Source organism: Actinoallomurus iriomotensis, from assembly GCF_030269445.1.
In the GTDB taxonomy this organism is placed as follows: domain Bacteria; phylum Actinomycetota; class Actinomycetes; order Streptosporangiales; family Streptosporangiaceae; genus Actinoallomurus; species Actinoallomurus iriomotensis.
Window position 1 is genome coordinate 341,983 of sequence record NZ_BSTJ01000007.1, and the last position, 18,022, is coordinate 360,004.

An 18,022-nucleotide genomic window follows, 5' to 3' on the forward strand; every position below is an offset into this window, starting at 1 on the left:
CCTGGCGCGGGTCAGTGGGTGTGGAGTTCTCTTAGGAGCGTGGCGCGGTGGGAGGCGTCGTCGGCCCAGTCGAAGACGTCGACGATGAGTGGGCGTAATGCCTCGAACGCGCCTGCGGGAGAGTCGGACCGTAGTGCGCCGCGTAGTGCTCCGGCCAGACACCACAGGCGGGTGGCTTGGATTCTCTCTTCTTCGGTCATGCGGTGGCGTTCGGTGGGGTCGGTCAGTACGTGGTGGGCGCGTCTTCCGTTCATCAGCCAGTCGCGTACGCGGTGGCCCAGGGCGGAGCCGGCGGGTACGGCCACGCTTCCTTCGCGTTCGGCCGTATCCAGGGCTTCGGACACGTCCCGGTGATGGGCGACGTCGAGCAGTTCGGTCAGGCGGCGGACCTCCCGTACGGCGATGGTGCGGCGCAGGGAGGCGGGGACGGCGGTCAGGGCGTCGGCGAGTTCCTCGTGCGAGAGGCGGTGGACGGCCGAGGGTTCGGTCGCGTTGAACCATGGTTCGAGGTGGGCACTCGCCAGCGGGCCGCCGGTGAGGTCGGGCAGGAAGCCGGTGATCTGACCGACGAGACGCAAGATCCCGACATGGGGGTGTATCAGGGGATCGCCGTCGTCAGGTCCCTCGGGATCCAGGCCGGCGGCGCGTAGCTGGGGGAGGATCCGGTCCGGTTCGGTTCCGCGGCGGATCGCGGGTTTCGCGCCGACCAGCTCGGTCACCAGCTCGCCGTCGACGCTGTAGGCGAGGTGGTCATCGGCGTAGTCGTGGCGGAGCACCGACACCGCTTCGGTGCCCCGTGACACGGCGTTCAGCAACTGGGCGCCGGACCCGTGGACCCCGCTCGGCTCGATGACGACCGTCCACGGTCCGGCGTTCAACGCCTGGGCGATCGTGGGGTATCCGGCCTCGTACGACCGCATCTCCTGCCACACGTGGGCCAGCGGGCGGGGCCGGATCGTGTCCGCTAACCCGCCCATGCGCAGCAGGGCCCCGGTCTCGTCGACGCCGCGAACGAAGGTGAGGCAGTAGATCTCACCGAGCAGCTCTTCGTACCGGTCGAAATGACGTGCTGACATTCAGGACGCCGCGTCGGTGAGCTCGGCGATCACTTCCGAGGTGGTGACCGGGTCCAGGTCGCCGAAGGGCAGCCCCTCGCGTCTCGGCGACCAGTAGCCGTCTTCCGGGCGGTCGTCGAGCCGGATCTCCTCCAGCTTCTGGTCGGGGCTGTCCTCCACGTAGCCGATGACGATGCCGTGGTCCAGTTTGATGTTGACGTACCGGCCGCCGGGGACCTCGCGGAAGACGCAGAACTGGATTCCGGCGTCCATCGGGGAGCTGCGCTGCCATCCTCGGCCTTCCAGGCCGAGGATGGCAGCGGGCGGTACGGTGACGTCCTCGAATCGCTTCAGTCGCCGGCTGGCGCGTTCGGCGTCGGTCAGGACGTGGACTTCGCGGCCGAGCTGCGGGAACGGCTGGAGGATCTCGTAGTCGGCGAACACCGCCGACCACGCGTCCAGCGCATCGCCCAGCTCCAGCGGGTGCGGGATGCCGATGAGCGCCGTCTCGGGCAACGTCAGCACGTCGTCGTCGACGTCGGCGAACGTGCGGTCCTCGGCCACGCGGAACGCGGTCGCCTTGCCGCCGTCCTCGCTGACCCACACCAGACGCCGCGCGATGTGCCAGATCAGCGGGTGCGCCACGAACAGCCGGCGGAACTCTTCGGTCGTCCAGCGGCGCCGGGCCACCATCGCCGACTCCAGCCGCCGGATCTGGCCGGCGGCGACCGTGCGCACGTCCTTCTTCAGCGCGGTGAACCGCTGGTACGCGGCGGGGGCCAGCTCCTGGTCGTCCTTGGCGCCCGGCTTGGGCAGGGCCTTGCGGCGGCTGCCGCCCTCGTCGGCCACGTACGGCCGGAGCTGCTCGTCGAAGCCGACGACGAAACGGCGCGGCCCATAGTCCAGGACCAGCCCGCCGTCGGAGTCCAGGCCGAAGTCGGGGACCAACCGGTCGCCCAGCTGCTCGGCCGTCAGGCCGAGCCCGTCGGCGACCTCCTCGATCTTCTCCTGCGCACGCGCCTTGAGGCCCTTGAACTTCACCTTCTGCGCGATGCCGTACAGGTGCATCAGCGCCACGTCCGTGCCGATCGCGGCCAGGACGTCCAGGCCCGCGACCGCCTTGGCGTGGCCGCCTTCGCCCGGCCACTTGCGGATGAGCGGCGTCAGCCGGCGGACGGTGTCGTCGTCGCCGAACCAGCCGAGTTGCGTCAGTGCCCATCCGTCCTTGGCCGGCGCGTCGCCCCGCTGCCACTCCTCGAACAACGCCCATCCGAATGCGGCGAGCGAACCGGCGTCGCAGGCGTCCTTGACGATCCCGACGCCCGCGTACACCTCGTCGGGCCTGGACATGGCCAGCATCGTCAGCAGGTGGCGGACGGCATCGGCCGGGAGCGCGTCGTCCCGGCCACGGAGCCGGATCTGCGGCAGCCGTATCGCGTCGGCCCACTCGCCGACCACCGGTATGCGTTTCGGCAGCAGCTCCAGGGGATCCACCGAGAGCAGCGCCTTCAGAGCGTCCGCCGCCTCGTCGCCGTGCACGCGCGCCGTCGCCTCGACGACGCTCTCGTTCCCGTGCCTTCCGGCCAGCAGGCGCAGCGCGGCCTCGGCCTCCCGGCGCGGCGCGCCCGGCTTGCCCAGCGCGGCCGGCACCAGCAGAGGCACCGCGTCCACGCCATGCCGGTCGAACCAGGAGAGCGCGAGCTTGCGACGCTTCGGCTTGGCCAGGCCTTCGGCCATCACCCGCGCGACACCGGCGTCCAGGAACGGCAGTGCCCGATCGGCGAGACCGGCCGGGTCGGCCTCCGCGATCCGCCGTGCGACCGGCAGCGCGTCGACACCGGACCGGGCCACGATCGGCCGTAGCCAGATCTCGGCCTCCCACAGCTGCGGGGACCAGTCGGCCAGCAGCGGGCCGACCTTCTCCACGGGGCCGTACGTGAGGACGCCGAATCCGTACCCGTTGGCCTTCCCGGCGCGGAACTCCTCGATCAGCTTGTCCCAGTCGTCACTGTCCGGGACCCTGTGCCGCTGATCGGTCTTGGCCCACTGCTCCTGCTCACCGGGCTCCCATCGCATCCCGGGCTCGGCGGGCGGAGTAAGCCCGTTGACGACGACCGGCTCGGCCGGCGCGGTGGTGCGCAGCCACGGCGGGTCGGCCAGCGGTCGCGGCAGCGCGTCCGCCGGGGCGTCCGGCAGCCGGTCCTGGTCGTCCAGCGAACCGATCGCGTCCTGTAGCGCGGGCGGCAACTCGGCCACCAGCTCTTGGTGCGTCCGCGCGTGCGCGGCCAGCAGATCGGCGAGTTGCGGCGCACCGGCCAGGAGCCGCAGCGCCCGGGCGGGGAAGTGCGTCATCGCCGTGAGCAGGGCGGCCCGCACGTACTTCTGGTCGGCGCGGTCGACCAGAGCCTGGAACGCCTCGTCGCTCGGCACGATGGCGAGCGTCTCCAGGATCAGCTTGCGAAGGTCCGTGAGGTAGAGATCGGCGTCGAAGGCCTTGACGAGCAAGGGCGTGGCGTCCGTGCCGACGCCGTCCAGCAGGGTGACCAGGTGCGACCGGTTCCACGAATAGTGGAAGACGACTCCGTGCGGGGCGATCAGCTCCACATGGCGGGACGATCCCAGCGAGCAGTAGAGCATCCACCAGAAATGGGCCTCGTGCCTGGTGTCGGGCGGAGCGGCGCAGCACTCTTCCACCCAGTCGTGCCGGGACGGCACCAGGAAGGAGACCACCACCCGCTGTGACGCGGTGCGGCGGCGCCCCGCCAGGCCGTCGACGGCCTCCGCGTACTCACGGTCGCCGGCGACGGCCAGCAGGCCCCGCAGCCGCACACCGGCCTTCGCCGCGGGACTCGCGACGACCGACGAGGCACTGCTTCCGTCCCCGATGAGCCGGAGCTCGGAAGAGTCCCACTGGAGCTGACTGAACTCGGCGAACGCGCAGGCGGCGAAAGGCAGCCCGTGCTCGGTCACCCACGCGTCCGCCAGCGGCACCGCGAGCTTCTCGATCGCGTAGTAGCCCGGCCGCTCGCCGAGGAGCAGCGTGGCGGCCACGGCCGCACCCAGCGGATTCGCGCCGCCGGAGACGTACTCCCGTGCCGCTTCGGCCAGGCCCGGCTCGACATCGGCCCGTTCGGCGAGTGGCCGCGCGGCCTCCATCCGCTGGAGCTTCTCGCGTACGTCCGCGACCGCCGAGCGGTCGACCTTGACCGCCGGTCCCGGCCGCCCGCCGCGCCGTGGATACAGCCGGCGCCGCCACGACTCCGGGATGTCCAGGGCGTCCTCGTCCGCTGTCGCAGCATGGTTGTCTCCCACGGCGCCCGACCCTAGAGCAGACCTACGACAGGGACCGCCACAATGATCACCTTTGGGCGGTGAACGGCGTCGGAGCGGCGCCGCGCAGCGCGCCCTCCATGGACGCCCGCCAGATCGGGCCCACGTTGGCGCCGAAGACGCCGGGGCTCGGGTCGCCGAACGGCGCGGCCGGGTCGCCGAACCAGACGGCCGCCGCGAGGTCGGGCGTGTAGCCGGCGAACGCCGCGCACGAGAAACTCTCACAGGTGCCGGTCTTGGCGGCCGCCGGACGGCCGATGCCCAGGCCCCGGCCCGTGCCCTTGGTGAGCACCCCCCGCAGGATCCGCGTCGCCTCGTCGGCGACGCCGGCGTCGATCGCCTTGTCGCACTCGGCCCTGGGGACGTCGATCTTCTTGCCGGTGGAACCGGTGACGGCCGTGACGGCGATCGGCGCGCAGTACCGGCCGTGGGCGGCGAAGGCGGCGTACGCGGCGGCGAGGTGGGTGACGTCGATGTCGTTGGTCCCCAGCACCTGGGAGGGCACCTGTTGCAGCGGCCGGCCGGTCGCCTGCGCCATGCCGAACCTCTGTGCCATGCGGACCGAGTCGCACAGGCCCACGCGCTGTTCGAGGTAGGCGTAGTAGGTGTTGAGCGACTCCCAGGTGCCGGTCGACAAGCTGGCCGAGGACGCCTTGGTGGTCTCCGCGTTGCGTACCGACCACGGCTCGAAGTGGTTGCCCTTGCAGTCGGTGTAGCCGCTGACGGTGGTGCTGTTGGGTGCGGGGAGGGTGGTGCCGACGCTGTAGCCCTTGTCGAGGGCGGCGGCGAGGGTGAAGATCTTGAAGGTGGAGCCGGCGGAGTAGCCGCCGTTGCCGCCGTGGGCGTAGTCGGCGGCGAGGTTGAGGGTGGTTTGGCCCTTCTTCCTGCTGTCGCCGTAGGTCTTGCTGACGACCATGGCCTTGATCTCGCCGGTGCCGGGTTTGACCATCGCCTCGGTCGCGGTCTTGGCCTTGTTCGGTCGTAGCGCCAGTGCTCTTTGGGCGGCTTTTTGTGCCTTCATGTCGAGGGTGGTGCGGATGGTGAGGCCGCCGCGGTAGAGGAGTCGTTCGCGGTCGGCGGAGGTCTTGCCGAACGCGGGGTTGCCCAGGATCTCGTCCTTGACGTACTCGCAGAAGAACGGGGCCTTGCTGTCGACGCAGTCGGCCTTGGGCTTTTTGATGTGCAGCGTGATCGGTGTCGCCGCGGCGGCGTCGGCCTGCGCCTTGGTGATCATCTTCAGCTGCGCCATCCGGTACAGCACCGTGTTGCGGCGGTCGGTGGCGCCCTTCTGGTTGATCTCCGGGTCATAGAAGTACGGGCTGTTGGTGACACCGGCGAGCAGCGCCGCCTCCGACAGCGTCAGCTGTGAGGCGTTCTTGCTGAAGTAGTACTGCGAGGCCGCCTGCACCCCGTACGCGCCCGACCCGAAGTACGCGATGTTGAGATAACCCTGCAGGATCTGCTGCTTGGTCAGCCGCTTCTCCACATTCTCCGCGTACCGGAGTTCCCGCAGCTTCCGCCCGAAGTTCGGCGCCTTGGCCGCCTGCGCCTCCTCGTCCGTCCTGGCGTTCTCCACCAGCAGGTTCTTGACGTACTGCTGGGTGAGGGTCGAACCGCCCTGCTTGATCCCGCCGTCCTGCGCGTTGGTCACCAGCGCGCGGAAGGATCCCTTGAAGTCCAGCGGCCCGTGGTCGTAGAACCGGTCGTCCTCGATCGCGACGATCGCCTTCCGCATGACGGGCGCCACCTGGTTCAGGCTCACCGACTCACGGTTGTGGTAGTAGAACCGTGCGATCACCTGGCCGTCGGCCGAGTACACCGTGCTCCGCTCCGGCGGCGGCGACAGGCTGAAGTCCGGCATGTCCTGGAAACCCGCTGACGCGTCCCGCGCCGCCATCCCCACACTGCCCACACCCGGCAGCGCCAGCAGACCGACCAGCACCCCGGCGAAGGCGGCCGCCCCGAGCAGCCGCAGCAGCTTGACCAGCGCGCTCATCCGGCGGCCTTGAGGAACTTCGCCGCGATGGGCGCGGCGGCTTCGGAGCCGGTCCCGCCGCCCTCGACGATCACGGCGAAGGCCAGGTCGCCGTGGTAGCCGATGAACCAGGCGTGCGTGGGCGGCTCGGCGCCGGTCCCGTACTCCGCCGTGCCGGTCTTGCCCGCCGTCCCGGACGGGAAGTCGACGCCGGCGGCGGTCCCCTCGCTGACGACGGCGGGCATCAGGGAGTGCAGCGCCCGCTCCACCGCGGGCCGCAACCGGTGCGGCGGCTCGGGCCGGTGGCCGCCGGCGTCCACGGCCTGCGACACGAGTGAGGCGTCGACCAGCCGGGGCGAGCGCCAGGTGCCGTCGGCGGCGGCCGCGGCCACGCTCGCCATGTTCAGCGGGCTGGTGAGGACCTGCCCCTGCCCGAACGAGGCGGCGGCGAAGGAGGCGTCGTCCTTGTTGTCCGGGAACGAGGCCCGTACGGCGGGCAGCCCGGCGATGATCGGGGCGTTGAAACCGAACTCGGTGGCGACCTGGCCCAGCCGCCGCTGGCCGAGCCGGTCCACGGCGAGACGCGCGAACGTGGTGTTGCACGAGTGCGCGAACGCCTCCCGGAGGGCGACCGTCCCGAAGTCCTCCTGCTGGTAGTTGTGGAACGAGCGGCCCCCGACCGTGGTGGTGGCCGGGCAGCCGACCCGGGTCCCGGCGTCCATGCCGCCCGCGACCAGCGCCGCCGCCGTGACCACCTTGAACGTCGAGCCCGGCGGGTACTGGCCCATCAGCGCCCGGTTGTAGCCGCCGGGCTTGTTCGCCACGGCGAGGATCTCCCCGGTGGAGGGTCGCAGCGCGACCAGCGACGTGGGCTTGGCCACGTCGGCGAGGGCGTCACGGGCGGCGCTCTGGACCTTCGGGTCGAGCGTCGTCCGCAGCGGCCGGCCCTCGGTGCCGCCGAACCGCTGGAGCGTCCGCACCGGCGTGCCGTGCGCGCCGACGATCTGTACGGCGAGGGCGGGCGTACCGGCGAGACGGCGCTCGTACTGCCGCTGGAGCCCGTCCACGCCGATCGTGTCGCCCGCGCGGTACGGCGCGCCGAGCCTCTTCGCGGCGGCGGCGGACGCGGGGCCGAGCGGACCGGTGAGCTGCTGGACGGACCCGGACGGCGACCCGCTCAGACCGCTGCCGTCCGCCGCCTCGATGTCCGCCCGGTCCGGCCACGTGTGCGCGGCGCGGAGCCGCTGCCCCTCCTCGAGACCCGGGTACATGACCCGCGGAGACCAGGCCACCCGCCACCGGCCGTCCCGCTCGACGAACGGCAGCGACCCGCCGTACGTCCAGACGCGTCCCCCGGACAGCGTCAGCTCGGCCCGGTACGAGCCGCCCGCCTCGCCGTCCTTGGCGTGTCCGACCGAGGCGATCCGGTAGTGCTGTCTGGTGACGCCCAGGTCGTCCCGCATGCGGGTGAACCGGGTCGCGAAATCGGCGGGCGGACGGTCGGTCAGGGCGCGCATGGCGGCGAAGTCGCCGCCGCTCCAGGCCGCGAGGTACCGCTTCGCGGTGTCGCCCGGCCCGTCGTCGTCACGCAGGAACCACACCGCTCCCACCCCCGTAAGCACGGCCACGGCCGCGACCACCGCGACGGCGACCATGCGGGATCGGCGCATCATCGGACTCCCCTCTGTCCGCCAGACTTCGTCAGGCCGACAAGGACAGCAGCTGACCAGCGAAAAGTCCAAGATGCATATGAATGGGGAGTGATAGGCGTTTCAATATCCTTCCTGCCCACAGCGCCCGGTCACCGAGCTCCGTCACAAGGGAAATCAGCCGGGTCAGGGCGTGGCGGACGGTTCCGCATCGGCCTCCAGCGGACGATGATCAGCTGGTCCGATGCGCATCCGTAGGAGGGCCTCTCATGCTCAGACGCATGATCGCGACGATGGCGGTCGCCGCGTCGCTCGTGGCGCCGGCCGGTCCGGCACACGCCGACGACGTCGGCGGTGCCAAGGTCGTGCCGGTCCAGGTCACAGGCGATCCGGCGAAGCGGTTCAACGTCGTCATCCTCGGCGACGGCTACACCGAGGCCGACATGCCGAAGTTCCGCGAGAACGTCGACCGGGAGGTCAGCACCCTCTTCGGGTTCGAACCGTGGAAGTCCTACCGCAGCTACGTCAACGTCTACCGGGTCGAGATCACGTCCGGCGAGTCGGGCGTGAGCTGCGACCCCTCCGTGAACTCCGCCAAGCGCACCACGCCGCTGAGCATGCGGTTCTGGAGCGGCTGCCGGACCGACGGCATCCAGCGCCTGCTGGTCATGGACGATGACGCGGCCGGCAGGTACGCGGACCTGGTCACCGGCACCAGCGCCGCCAACCGGCAGATCGTCGCGCTGGCCAACAGCACCACGTACGGCGGCGCGGGCGGGACGTACGCCACGGCGTCCGGCGGCAACGCGATGTCCTCGCTGATCATGCCGCACGAGATCGGCCACTCACTCGGCGGCCTGCAGGACGAGTACAACTACTACCAGCGGGGCGTGCCCGGCGGCGCGTACACCGGCGGCGAACCGGACTCGATCCACCACACCCTCCTCACCGAGCGGCAGATGCGCGAGCAGCACGCCAAATGGTGGCGCTGGCTCGGCGACCGCAGCACGGCCGGCGGCGTCGTCGGCCGCTACGAGGGCGGCGTCTACGACACCACGGGCGTGTGGCGGCCGAGCGAGCACTCGATGATGAAGACCCTCGGCTACGCCTACGACCAGGTCGAACGCGAACGGATGACGCAGGCCATCTCCGCCAAGCTCGACCTGGTGCAGGACCAGACCCCGACCGGGACGCCCGTCGGCGCGGACCGCGTCGTCTGGCTGGAGACCCTCCACCCGGTGAGCCACCCGCTGCACATCACCTGGACCCTCGACGGCCGGACCGTCCCCGGCAGTACGGACCGGCACAACCTCGACCTGGCCCGGCGGCACCTCAGGCCGGGCACGCACACCCTGACCGCGAAGGTCGACGACTCCACCGGCTTCGTACGCGACCCGGCGATCAGGTCCTCCGCGGCCCTCACCCAGACCCGTACCTGGACGGTGGACACCCGGCTCACGACCGCGCCGGTGGCCCCCGCCGTGGGCTTCACGGACGCCACCCCCGCCGGCACGGACGTGGGCGCGGACGACGTGATCTACGCGGAGACGACGCACCCGACGGTGTCGGTCCCGGCGGTCCGGTGGACCGTCGACGGCCGGCGGGTGACGACCCCGGGGAACGACCGCGACCTCGACCTGGGGCGCTTCCACCTGACCTCCGGGACGCACACCGTCACCGCGCGAGCGGCCGACCCCGCCACCGGTGCCCGGTCGGCGCCGCTGTCCTGGAAGGTCGACGCGCGGCGTCCGGCGATCGCCGCGCAGTTCTCCACACCGGCCGCGACGCACGGCGGCACCAAGGTCTTCGACGACCGGTTCACCATGAAGCTGAACCCGTCCGACGACGGGCCGGGCAGCACACTGGCGGAGTTCCAGGTCGACGGGGACGGCTGGTACCGCTACTTCGGCTGGCCGACCGACTCCACCGCGCCGTTCGTGTTCACACCCCTGGGCACGAACATCGACGACCTCTACTACGGCAAGCTCGGCAAGCCCGCGCGAGCCGTCGCCTGGGAGAACGTACCGCCCGGCTACGGCCGGCACACCATCGAGTACCGCGCCATCGACGCCGCCGGAAACGTCGGCCCGGCCACGAAGGTCACGGTGATCCTGCGCAAGAGCGGCTGACGGCGTTTCCCCGGCCCACGGTCCCCCGGCCCGCCACGGAGCGGTGGGCCGGGGACGCCCCGCTTACTTCTTCGGCATCAGCACCGAGTCGATGATGTAGACGGTGGCGTTGGCCGTCTGAACGTTGCCGCAGACCACGTTCGCGTCGTTGACCTTGTACGACTCGCCCGAGCCGCTGGTGTTGACCATGCCGCCCTGGAGGGTCTTGAAGCTGCCGCTCGTCAGTCCGCCGGGCGCGACCTTCTGGCCGACGACGTGGTACGTGAGGATGCTCGACAGGGTCTTCTTGTCCGCGAGCACCTTGTTGAGCGTCTTCTTGGGGATCTTGGCGAAGGCGTCGTTGGTGGGGGCGAACACCGTGAGGTTCTGCGCGGAGTTCAGCGTGTCCACCAGGCCGGCCTTCTTGACCGCCGTGACCAGCGTGGACAGGACCGGGTTGTTGGAGGCGGCGGTGGCGACCGGGTCCTGCGCCATGCCGGAGAAGCTGCCCTTGCCGGAGTCCGGCACGGCCGAGCAGCCGGAGCCGAACGGCTTGTCCGCCATCGCGGCGCTCGACGTCGGCGCGCCGCCGCCCGCCGGGGCGGAGGAGGCGCCGTCGCCGCTCTTGCCGTCACCGCCGCAGGCCGCGGCGCTGAGCAGGAGACCACCGGTGAGCATGCCGACGGTCAGAACACGGGTCTTCACGAGACTTCTCCTTCAACTGTGGGTTTCCTGTGGGCCCGTCAGGTGACGGTGACCACGATCGAGTGCCAACCCGTCGCCCCATCGGGGATGGGCGGCACGCGTGTACTCGGCTGGATCGCGCCGGTGCCGTCGGTGGCCCGGACCTCCAGCCGGTGTGAGCCCGGCGTGGCGTCCCACTCGAGGACCCACTGGCGCCAGGTGTCCAGTCCGGACACGGGGGCGAGCTCCGCCCGCCGCCACAGCCCGCCGTCGACGCGGACCTCGACCGCGTCGATCCCCCGGTGCTGCGCCCACGCCGTACCGGCCACCGGCACTCGGCCGGCCGTGACCTGCGCGAACGCGCGGGGCACGTCGATGCGGGACAGCGTCTTGACGGGCGCGTGGTCGGCGTAGCCGCGTTCGGTCCAGTAGGCCTTGTCGGTGGCGAACCGGGTGACCTTCAGGTCGACCACCCACTTGGTCGCCGAGACGTAGCCGTACAGGCCGGGCACCACCATGCGGGCGGGGAACCCGTGGGCGACCGGGAGCGGCTCGCCGTTCATGCCGACCGCCAGCAGGGCGTCGCGGCCGTCCATGATCGTCTCGATCGGCGTGCTGACCGTGAAGCCGTCGGCGGAGCGGCTGAGGATCTGGTCGGCGCCGGACCGTATCCCGGCCTCGCGCAGGAGCCCGGCCAGGGAGGCGCCGAGCCAGCGGGCGTTGCCGGCGTACCTGCCGCCGACCTGGTTCGAGACGCAGCTGAGCGTGATGTCGCGTTCGAGCATCGGGCGCTTCAGCAGGTCGTCGAAGGACAGCTCGACCGGGTGGTCGACCAAGCCGTGGATCCGCAGCGTCCAGTCCCGCGGCGCGACCTGCGGCAGCGTCAGCGCCGTGTCGACCCGGTAGAAGCCGGGGTTGGGCGTGACGAACGGCGTCATGCCGGGCACCCGGATCTGCGCGCCGGCCGGCACCGCCCTGGCCGCGGAGGCCGCGCGCGGCAGCCGTACGGACCTGCGGGCGGCGTCGACGTTCCCGCGCTCCAGCAGGAGGCGGCCGCCGAGACCGGATGCCCCGGCGACCGCCACCGCCCCCGCGCCGGTCAGGAGGAGGTTCCGCCGATCCGCGCCGACGGCCTGACCGGTCCGTGGGTGATCATGGGGGCGTACGAGAAGAGCCAGCGCGGCCATTCCCGCGAGGCCGCCGACGATCGAGGGGATGACGGCGGTCCAACCGGCGGCCGGCCGGGTCACCGCCGCCACGGCGCCCAGTACGGCCAGGGCGCCGAGGCCCGCCAGACCGATCACCGGATGCCGACGCGTGATGATTCCGAGGATTACGGCTATCGCCGCTATGCCGGCGCCAAGGCCGATGAGCAGGACGAGCTTGTCATTCGTCCCGAAATGCCGGATGGCAAAATCCTTGAGCCACTCCGGGGTCAACGTGATGCCCGCCGCACCCACCGCGATCAGCGGCGATGCCTGCTGCCCACCGGCGGCGGCCGCGGACAACTCGGCCACGCCGAGGGCCACTCCGCCGGCGATGACACCCGCGACGCCGTCTGCCGGTTTTCCGTCCATGCCCCCTTATTCGGGGCCGGACGCGGAGCGGATTGGCTCCTTTCTCGGATCAGATCTCGATGATCTGCAGACTGTCGATTCCGCGCAGGTGGCAGCGGGTGCCGGCGAGCGTGATCGGCACCGTGTCGAGCCGCATGTCGGCCACCCGGGCGGCGTAGCTCGGCGCGAGGCCGCCGAGCGGGATGGGGATGGTCCAGGGTTCGGCGGCGCCGGACGCGGCGGTGCCGGGGTTGTCCAGCGCCATGAGCCACTGCCCCTCGACCAGCGCGAACGTGTACTCGACCGTACGCGCGACCACGCACGCGTGCCCGCCGAGCGGCGTCACGCCCGTGTACGCGCCGTCGAGGTCGAGGTGGTGCACCCGCCAGGTGCCGTCGTCGGCGGACTCGGCGCACAGCGCGACCCCGTCCGGTCCGACGGCGGCGCTGTGCACCCGGCCCGGCACGGTACTGGTCCAGCGCCGTACGCCGGTGGCCAGGTCGATGGCGTGCACCCCGGTGTCGTGCGCCCAGGTGACGAAGTCGTCGTCGCGCTCGCCGCGATCGGAGCGGTCGAAGGAGGCCAGGTCGATGGCGATCAGCGCGTCACCGGCCCGGCCGGCCAGCACGTACCCTGCGGTCTCGGTGAACCACCGGGTGGTGCCCGTGGCGGCGTCGCGTCCGACCCAGCGCTGCGCCGGTCCCGGCCGGCCGTAGTCGGGCGAGGTCGCGCCGACGACGATGTCGCCGCTCGCGTGCAGCAGCCATTCCTCGCTGCCCCACAGGTACCCGTCCTCGCCCCAGCGCCGGTAGGTGATGCCCTGCCGCCGGCCCTGCCGGTACAGCCACGAGCACAGGTACCCCTCGTCGTCCAGGGCACGGACCGCCACCCGCAGCTTGCTGCCCAGGTCGTACGCGACGATGTCGTACGGCTCGTCGTCGGGGAGCGCGTCCACGGCGCGCACGTCGCCGTCGCGGGCGATCCGCATGACGTGGAGCGAGGTGTCGTGTTCGTAGACGGGCAGGACGATGTCGCCGCCCGGAGTGGTGGTGATCTCGCCGGGCTCGATCTCCCGGCCGCTGGCCTCGCGGGTCAGCCGGAACCGCTCTCCCACGCCGTTCTCATGGTCGATCGCCTGCAGGATCGGCGCGTCGCCGACCTCCTGGCCGCTCGCGCCGCCCGCGAGCAGGATCAGGTCGTCGCTGACCACGGGCGCCGCCGACCAGCCGCAGGTGGACTCGATGACGGGGAAGCGCGGTCCGTTTCCGAACACCACACGATTATGTCCTCGCGGGGGCGATCCTGGTACGGCGCCCCCTTTTTTGGTGCGGTCGGCGACACGCCACGGAAAGCGGCGGTACGCCCGTGGACGCGGCAATACTCTTCCTTCACCGAAGCATGAACCTGACGGGGAGTATCCGCATTCTCATGTCGGGGCAAGTCACCAAAGAGAACCGGCACTCGGGGAGGCGCAATGGGCGGACTTGACCGACGTCAGGTATTGCTTACGGCGGCCGCCGGGACCCTCGGCCTCCTGGCCGGAGGCGGGCCGGTGATCGTACGGGCGGTTCAGCCGGACACGAAGCCCGCGAAACGGCGGGCCCGTACGGCGGCCGCGCATCGCCCTCCGCCGGATCCGGGGTACGCCCATGGGCCGATCCAGGCGCTCCAGCGTCCCGTGCACGGGCTGAAGGACCTGTCGCCGCCCGCTCCGGCCACGGCCGTCGCGCTGACCATCGACGACGGTCCGCACCCGACCTGGACGCCGAAGATGCTGGACCTGCTCGCGGAGTTCAAGGTGCCGGCGACGTTCTCCCTCATCGGCGAACAGGTGATCGAGACTCCACAGCTGGTCAAGCGGATCGTGGCGGCGGGCCACCAGGTCTCGGACCACACGATGACGCACCCGCTCAACCTGCCGGGAATGGGCTCCGACAAGATCAGGCAGGAGATCGGCGAGGCGCACGACCGGATCGCGCAGGCCACCGGGGTCGCGCCGAAGTTCTTCCGCTCGCCCGGCGGCGCGTGGTCGACCCAGGTCCTCGACACCGCCGCCGAACACGGCATGATCAACATCGACTGGGCGGTCGACCCCCGCGACTGGGCGCGCCCCGGCACGAGCCACATCACCGAGACGATGCTGGCCGCCAAGCCGGGCGACATCCTGCTCTGCCACGACGGCGGCGGCGACCGCTCCGAGACGATCGAGGCCCTGCGCACCGTCATCCCGGCCCTTCAGCAGCGCGGCCTCACGTTCGTCGCCCTCTGAGCCGTCCGGCCTACTTGAGCAGGTCGAGGTCCACGGTCTCGGCGAGGGCGCGGGCACCCGCGTCTCCGGGGTGCACGCCGTCGCCGGAGTCGAAGGCCGCGGGGAGCCGGGTGGGATCGTCCTGGTCGGCGAGGGCGGCGGCGAAGTCGGCGACCGGCCAGTCCCGCTGGCCGGTGACGGCCTGGTTGACGGCTCGCCGCTCGTCTTCGAGACCGTCGGCCTGGAACATCTCATAAGTGCTGCCCCCGACCGGGGTGATCGTGCCCAGGATCGGCTGGGCGCCGTGCTCCTGCGTACGGCGGGCCAGCGCGAACAGGGCCGCGGTGATGTCGCCCGCCGTCGATCCCATGGCGAGGTCGTTGAGCCCGCCCATGATCAGGACGTGGGTGACCTCGGGGACGCCGAGCACGTCGCGGGTGAACCGCTCCGTCATGGTCGGCCCGAACAAGGGGCCGAGCAGCCGGTTGCCGCCGATGCCCGCGTTCAGGACGACGGCGCCCTCGATCCCGGCGGAGAGCAGCCTCCGCTGCAGGTGATCGGGGTACCGCTGGTCGCGGTCGGCGGAGGTGCCGTCGCCTCGGGTGATCGAGTCGCCGAGGGCGACGACGACCGGTCCGGTCGCGGGCGCGTCGGTGTGGACCCGGTTGATCCAGTAGAGCGAGGGGAACCGTTCGGCGCCCGGGAGGATCTCGCCGGTGCGCTGGGCCGAGTGCAGGTACGCGGCCGGTTCGGCGCGGCCGGCCACGAAGCAGCGGACCTGGAGTTCGTCGCCCGCCGAGGTGTCGAGGGGGACCGGGTCGCTCGTCGCGGTCTCTCCTGGCGGGATCTCCCAGCGCGTCCCACCGCGGTACGGGACGGGCACGCCGCCCGCCACCGTCACCTCGTCGATGACCAGCGGCGTACGGCCGAACTCGTTGCTCAGGGTGAGCCGCAGGGAGCGGCCGCCGCGCCGCAGCCGGACGGCCTGCCGCACCGTCTGGGCGGAGAACGACCGGGGCTGTGGCATGAAGGGCGGCGTTCCGTCCGGGTCACCCAGCGCGGCGAGAAAGGCGGTGGTCCAGGTCATGACACGCTCCATATATCGATGTCCGTCGATGTCTGTGACGTTAGTCGATCAGATCGATGGTTGTCGATATGGTGTGGTCATGAGTGACGACCGGCATCCCGCGACCGAGGATCTCCGGCTGAGGAAGGTGCTCGCGGCGCTCGCGGATCCCGTCCGCCTGACCATGGTGCGGGCCCTCGCGGCGCTCGACGAGTCACCCTGCGTCGAGCTGCATCACACCGCGGGCCTGACGATCAGCCAGCCGACCTTCTCCCACCACCAGAAGGTCCTGCGCGAGGCGGGGATCCTCCGTGAGCGCGTCCACGGCGCCCAGCGCATCATCAGCCTGCGGACCGAGGACCTGGACGCCTGCTTCCCGGGGCTGCTGAAGGCCGTACTCGCCACGCCGGAAGACCTCGTCTAACGGTCGATTCCAAGGGGCGAGAGGCGGGTGGTTCCTCTCGAGGGGTTCTCCTGACAGGAGAAGTTTCTCCTCCCAGAAGAAGCCCGCCATCGGCTACCCCTGCCTCCGGCGCGTGATGTACGGGCGGTGACGCATCACCAGGCTCGTCCAGAGCGGCTCCGGGCCGGTACCCCGCCCGGCTCCCGGCGATCCATGCGCGAACCGCCCGGGAACCCTCGCCCGTCACTCGACGAGACATGGTTCTCCGGGCGGTCCGGGGAAGCTGCGGGACGGCACGGTCACGTGTCTCCTCCCGCCTCGGCGACGACGCCGAACGGCGTCCCGGGATCCGGCGGTGCCGGCTCCGGCGTACCGGGCTCACCGATGCCGAAGCGCGCGGCGTACCGCATGAGGAGGTCGAGCGCGTCCCGCAGCTCGGTTCCCGGCCGTGCCTCCGCCGCCGGACCCGCGGCGACCGGGACGGGCGCGCTCGCGGCCACCGGCCCGGAGGCGGGCCCGGAGACAGGAGTCGTCTCGGCCTCGGCCGCCGGTCGCGGCGGAAAGATCGGCCCCAACGGCGGAGCGCCCTCCCGCGCGACGGCGCCGAGCGAAGCTGCTCGTTTCCGCGCCCCCGGCGCCGCCGAGGAGTCCCGGTCCTCCGTTCCGCCGCTCGTGCGGGGCCTCGGGGCGGTCGTGCCGCTTCGCGTCCGTCGGCGGGGGGCCGCTTCTCGGATCTGCTCTCCGCGTTCCGTACGGTCGTCGCGAACGTCGGTGCGTTCCGGCGTCGCCGAGCGGTCCCGCGCGCCCTCGCGGGTCCGGTCCTCCGCGCCGGTTCGCGTCCGTGGGCGGGGAGCCGTCTCGCGGGTCTGCTGTCCGCGTTCCGTACGGTCGTGGTGCACGTTCACGGTCCGGCCCGTCCGGGCGTCCCCGCGTGCCGGTGGCCTTCCGCCCGTCCGCGGCCGTGCGTCGTCGGGCAGGGTGCCGAACTGGGCCGGCAGCTTGCGGAAGTGCCGGGGGATCCCGAGTGTCAGGACGTACCCCCAAAGGATCATGAGGTTGCGGTAGATGTCGTAGCGCTCCCGGTCGTCGGCCCGGACCACCGCGAGCGCGAAGAGCAGTGCCTCGCCGAGGATGAGCAGCAGCCCCCAGGACGCCACCACCACGACGACCATCGCGAGGACGAACTCCGTGAAGCGGCCCTCCGCCGGTGACCTCCCGACCAGCCGGCCGCCCCACACCGAGCCGCACAGCCAGTAGCCGGGCCCGAGCAGGCCGCCGAGGACGAAGAGGATGATGCGGCAGCGCCGCGGGCCGCGACGGCCCGCCCGGTCCCGCTCGCTCCCGGATTCTCCGGAGCGCCGGGACCGCGGCGCCTGGTCACCCACGACCGCCACCGGGGGCCGGGTCCGGCCCGCCGCCGCTCCCGGTCGCGTACCGCGCCCAGGCCGACAAGGCGTGACGTGCGGTAGGTCCGGACAGCAGCGGGTCGTCGCCACGATCACCCATGAACCGCAGCGAAATGGTCATCATTGCCATTTCATCACACTCCTGCATCGCGCCTGTTCTGCAAGAGCGAATCGGGACAATTCACATTGGGTGCGCGACCGGTCGCATCGCCGCTCGTCATGGCGGTACGGTGTCGGCGGTCTCGCGGTTTTCTGTTGTGAAGCTCCGGCTCACTCTCACCCGGATTCCTCCCGCAAAAATGACCAAGGAAATCCAGCGGCCATTACCCGGCTTCGGAAAGTCAATCGCGCACCGCTTCTTCAGGCACACTTTATCGCTCACCCTGCGTGACACCGCACATGCGACAGAGCCGGACGAATGGGGTGGCATAGTCGCACATACATCCCGGCCGTCCCCGGCCTCGACTCACGGAACGTCATCGGCGCTCGTTTAGGACACCCCCCATTGTTCGCACTGCTAAAGGCATCACCCTGGGCGTCGG

General features: G+C 71.4%; 12 protein-coding genes. 3 read left to right on the forward strand and 9 right to left on the reverse strand.

The annotated features are described in order from the left end of the window. Positions 1-11 precede the first annotated feature (11 nt). Genes QSK37_RS28335 through QSK37_RS28350 form a run of 4 tightly spaced genes read right to left on the reverse strand, consistent with a single transcriptional unit; the run spans position 12 to position 8,030 of the window. Positions 12-1,076: a DUF6461 domain-containing protein gene (locus QSK37_RS28335; RefSeq protein WP_285626954.1), complete on the reverse strand. Its 1,065-nt coding sequence runs from the start codon at positions 1,074-1,076 to the stop codon at positions 12-14. Next, positions 1,077-4,367 carry a DUF4132 domain-containing protein gene (locus QSK37_RS28340; protein ID WP_285626956.1) on the reverse strand — a complete coding sequence of 1,097 codons (3,291 nt, stop codon included), beginning with the start codon at positions 4,365-4,367 and terminating at the stop codon, positions 1,077-1,079. It abuts the gene before it with no gap. A gap of 46 nt (positions 4,368-4,413) precedes the next feature. Then, positions 4,414-6,381: a transglycosylase domain-containing protein gene (locus QSK37_RS28345; protein ID WP_285626959.1), complete on the reverse strand. Its 1,968-nt coding sequence runs from the start codon at positions 6,379-6,381 to the stop codon at positions 4,414-4,416. After that, positions 6,378-8,030, reverse strand: coding sequence for a penicillin-binding transpeptidase domain-containing protein (locus QSK37_RS28350; protein WP_285626961.1), 1,653 nt, complete (start codon positions 8,028-8,030; stop codon positions 6,378-6,380). The genes QSK37_RS28345 and QSK37_RS28350 overlap by 4 nt, the downstream gene beginning before the upstream one ends. Before the next feature lie 248 nt (positions 8,031-8,278). Here QSK37_RS28350 and QSK37_RS28355 point away from each other — a divergent pair, with 248 nt between their 5' ends. Next, complete coding sequence (locus QSK37_RS28355; RefSeq protein ID WP_285626964.1) at positions 8,279-10,138, forward strand: M64 family metallopeptidase; 1,860 nt, start codon at positions 8,279-8,281, stop codon at positions 10,136-10,138. A 63-nt stretch (positions 10,139-10,201) separates the two neighbouring features. Here QSK37_RS28355 and QSK37_RS28360 read toward each other — a convergent pair whose 3' ends face one another. From QSK37_RS28360 to QSK37_RS28370, 3 genes are all read right to left on the reverse strand, one after another. Further along, positions 10,202-10,795: a fasciclin domain-containing protein gene (locus QSK37_RS28360; RefSeq protein ID WP_432705613.1), complete on the reverse strand. Its 594-nt coding sequence runs from the start codon at positions 10,793-10,795 to the stop codon at positions 10,202-10,204. A gap of 65 nt (positions 10,796-10,860) precedes the next feature. Then, entirely contained in the window at positions 10,861-12,378 is a 1,518-nt protein-coding gene (locus QSK37_RS28365; RefSeq protein WP_285626969.1) for a molybdopterin-dependent oxidoreductase, read from the reverse strand. 49 nt (positions 12,379-12,427) lie between these two features. Continuing rightward, complete coding sequence (locus QSK37_RS28370; protein ID WP_285626971.1) at positions 12,428-13,630, reverse strand: hypothetical protein; 1,203 nt, start codon at positions 13,628-13,630, stop codon at positions 12,428-12,430. A gap of 201 nt (positions 13,631-13,831) precedes the next feature. Here QSK37_RS28370 and QSK37_RS28375 point away from each other — a divergent pair, with 201 nt between their 5' ends. Further along, the gene (locus QSK37_RS28375) at positions 13,832-14,626 is read left to right on the forward strand and encodes a polysaccharide deacetylase family protein (RefSeq protein ID WP_285626973.1); all 795 of its coding nucleotides are present in this window, start codon (positions 13,832-13,834) and stop codon (positions 14,624-14,626) included. Positions 14,627-14,636: 10 nt separating this feature from the next. Here QSK37_RS28375 and QSK37_RS28380 read toward each other — a convergent pair whose 3' ends face one another. Beyond that, positions 14,637-15,692: a GDSL-type esterase/lipase family protein gene (locus tag QSK37_RS28380; RefSeq protein WP_285626976.1), complete on the reverse strand. Its 1,056-nt coding sequence runs from the start codon at positions 15,690-15,692 to the stop codon at positions 14,637-14,639. Between the two features lie 79 nt (positions 15,693-15,771). Between QSK37_RS28380 and QSK37_RS28385 the strand changes: the two genes are divergently transcribed. Continuing rightward, entirely contained in the window at positions 15,772-16,095 is a 324-nt protein-coding gene (locus QSK37_RS28385; RefSeq protein WP_285583739.1) for an ArsR/SmtB family transcription factor, read from the forward strand. A gap of 278 nt (positions 16,096-16,373) precedes the next feature. Here the strand turns inward: QSK37_RS28385 and QSK37_RS28390 are convergent, their stop codons facing one another. After that, entirely contained in the window at positions 16,374-17,468 is a 1,095-nt protein-coding gene (locus QSK37_RS28390) for a hypothetical protein (RefSeq protein ID WP_285626979.1), read from the reverse strand. Positions 17,469-18,022: the final 554 nt, after the last annotated feature.

Bases quoted from the DNA above. Each gene is read 5' to 3' on its own strand.
- QSK37_RS28360 (WP_432705613.1), bottom strand. From the start codon at position 10,795: ATGCTCACCGGTGGTCTCCTGCTCAGCGCCGCGGCCTGCGGCGGTGAC.
- QSK37_RS28350 (WP_285626961.1), bottom strand. From the start codon at position 8,030: ATGCGCCGATCCCGCATGGTCGCCGTCGCGGTGGTCGCGGCCGTGGCC.
- QSK37_RS28345 (WP_285626959.1), bottom strand. From the start codon at position 6,381: ATGAGCGCGCTGGTCAAGCTGCTGCGGCTGCTCGGGGCGGCCGCCTTC.
- QSK37_RS28365 (WP_285626969.1), bottom strand. From the start codon at position 12,378: ATGGACGGAAAACCGGCAGACGGCGTCGCGGGTGTCATCGCCGGCGGA.
- QSK37_RS28335 (WP_285626954.1), bottom strand. From the start codon at position 1,076: ATGTCAGCACGTCATTTCGACCGGTACGAAGAGCTGCTCGGTGAGATC.
- QSK37_RS28380 (WP_285626976.1), bottom strand. From the start codon at position 15,692: ATGACCTGGACCACCGCCTTTCTCGCCGCGCTGGGTGACCCGGACGGA.
- QSK37_RS28385 (WP_285583739.1), top strand. From the start codon at position 15,772: ATGAGTGACGACCGGCATCCCGCGACCGAGGATCTCCGGCTGAGGAAG.
- QSK37_RS28355 (WP_285626964.1), top strand. From the start codon at position 8,279: ATGCTCAGACGCATGATCGCGACGATGGCGGTCGCCGCGTCGCTCGTG.
- QSK37_RS28375 (WP_285626973.1), top strand. From the start codon at position 13,832: ATGGGCGGACTTGACCGACGTCAGGTATTGCTTACGGCGGCCGCCGGG.